The following is a 2109-nucleotide window of genomic DNA, read 5'->3' on the forward strand; positions in this document are numbered from 1 at the left end:
CACCGAAGACATCGTACTTCAGTACCTCGAACAGCATATCGCCGATCCTACCGGCGCCAGCCGGTAGTGGTTCAGTAAAAGTGTTGGACCCGCCCCAACCAAAATAAGCAAAACTCCGATGAGAAGCGACTTGCGACTACCCTCACTTCTAAAAAGTCGCTCCAACACCAGCTGCAACTCCAACTTTTGAAGTTAAAATCAGGCCTTAGGATGACTGGCATGTTGGTTGTAATCAAGGTGTCCGTCCGATGAACCCGACCTAACGCGGGCGCGGAGGTGCCAGTAGTGTCCACCATCGATAGTGGACACCATGAGGCACTCTATGGCGGGTAGGCGCAAGAAGCGGTTTTGGTCGGACGACGAGAAGCGTTCGATCTGCCTGCAGACGGCGGTGCCGGGTGTATCGGTGGCTCAGGTCGCGCGGCGCTACGCGATGAACGCCAATCTGATCTTCAAATGGCTGAAGGACCCGCGTTTTGCACCGGCGGTCATCGAGGCTGAAGCCGATCCTGCGTTTTTGCCGGTCGAGATTTCCCCTATCGTGTCACCCTCAGAACCAGTGCAGCCATCGGGTCTGGGCACCCCTGGCGGCCGGATCGAGATTGAACTGGCTGGCGGTCACCGGATCAGCGCCGAGGGCGGGTTCGATCCGGATATGCTGGCACGGCTGTTGACGTGACTGACGTTGGCTGTCTTGGAGGGGCAGAAGTCGGCGTCACGCGCAGTGCTAGTCGGCTCAGGGCCGCAAGGGCGAGCTGCATTCAGAATTCGATCAGTGATCCCGCTCCAGGCCGGTCGTAGCCAAATTCGTTTTGAAGTCGTGCCTGGATGTCGAATGACACGCAGTGAACGGGCTGAGCGTGATTGAGGTCTGGAACCTTCCCAATCTCAACGAAATTAAGGTTACCTCACAAGCAGGTGAACGTTTGACGCTTGAATTTATCAACACGGAATTGGAAATCATCGGTTTAAAGACTGAGGATTTCGACGCGGTTGACTTCGTGTTTCTGTGACTGACTGTTCGTGGGTACTTCTAACAACCAGAATATCATCAACAGTTCCTCGTCGATCTTTTCGAGCCAACGGACCAATCGCTCCGCCATAACAATTGTGAGCATGCTCCCCGCACGGGCAACCAACGCTGCCACGATCGCCTCTGCGTCAACCCGGACCACCTCGTCCTCGGCTCGCAAGCCGACAACAAGCAAGACGACTGGTTACACTGGGCGTACGGGACCGATCCGGACTACCTCTGAGCCCACCGTGGGAGAGCCTCCGCCGCCGCTCCTCGCCCGGACACCCTTCGTACCCGGGCGGGGGCACTTTTCGGGTGCAGTTTCCCGCCGACCGGTGCCTCGGGTGCTTGATTAGTTGGTCCGGGAATGGCTGGCTGGGGTGGTAGGAGACCTTGACCCTCGATGATCCGTATCGAGAAATCCCAAAACCCCCGAAAACTGGGGCGGTAACGGGGGCAAAAAGAAAGCAAAGTGGGGGTCCCCCGGCCCGAAGGCCGAGGGCTTTAGTAAGGGATCGCCCGGTGGACGACGTAGTCCGCCAGCCACTTTCAGTAGGCCGCCGCGTCAGGAAACCCCTGGTCAACCGCCGCCACGTCCTCGGCCCGGGAACGAGAGCACCCGCCATCATGTTCGGCGATCCCCGCCCTCTCCTCGAACAGCTCAAAGTCTGGTATGACCGTTCCAGTAGGAAGGCACGGATCCGAGCGGCTCCGCAATCGGTGCGAACTTGACCAAAAAGGACCCTGGGTTTCGATGTAAGATGAGGCTGATTGAGGGTGCGCGCGGGAAAATTCTGGGGGAATGGCAATGATCATCGGCAAAAATCTGAACGTGTCTGGCGGGACCTACAAATTCACGCATCCGAACACAGACTTTGAGAGCGCCGCTGGTATTGACGGTCCAATCCAGTTCACGCTTGGGATTGATGATCCGGTCGCCGTCTTTTCCAGCACGGCGCCGTTCTCGGGTGTTGCGACGGTCACATCCACGCAGTTGCCCGGTGGCAATGGCGGGATCGGGTTTGTCAGAAGGATTCCGGTTGAGACGGGCAGGGCGGCCTCGTAGCGTCGGAACATGACCAAACCTGACCCGT

Annotated in this window: 3 protein-coding genes; all 3 read left to right on the plus strand. The window is 58.1% G+C overall.

Annotation, left to right across the window (positions count from 1 at the left end):
- The first annotated feature begins 322 nt into the window (after positions 1–322).
- The 3 genes from tnpA (at position 323) to RXV88_RS23475 (ending at position 2081) form a co-directional block, all read left to right on the plus strand.
- A complete protein-coding gene (tnpA, locus tag RXV88_RS23465; RefSeq protein ID WP_316296156.1) occupies positions 323–679 on the plus strand; it encodes an IS66-like element accessory protein TnpA in 357 nt (118 codons plus the stop codon).
- Positions 680–845: 166 nt separating this feature from the next.
- Positions 846–1013 (plus strand): hypothetical protein, encoded by a 168-nt coding sequence (locus tag RXV88_RS23470; RefSeq protein WP_316296157.1) that lies wholly within the window; start codon positions 846–848, stop codon positions 1011–1013.
- Positions 1014–1823: 810 nt separating this feature from the next.
- Complete coding sequence (locus tag RXV88_RS23475) at positions 1824–2081, plus strand: hypothetical protein (protein ID WP_316296159.1); 258 nt, start codon at positions 1824–1826, stop codon at positions 2079–2081.
- The last annotated feature ends 28 nt before the right edge of the window (positions 2082–2109 follow it).

This window comes from Aestuariicoccus sp. MJ-SS9 (assembly GCF_032586235.1).
Lineage (GTDB): Bacteria > Pseudomonadota > Alphaproteobacteria > Rhodobacterales > Rhodobacteraceae > Aestuariicoccus.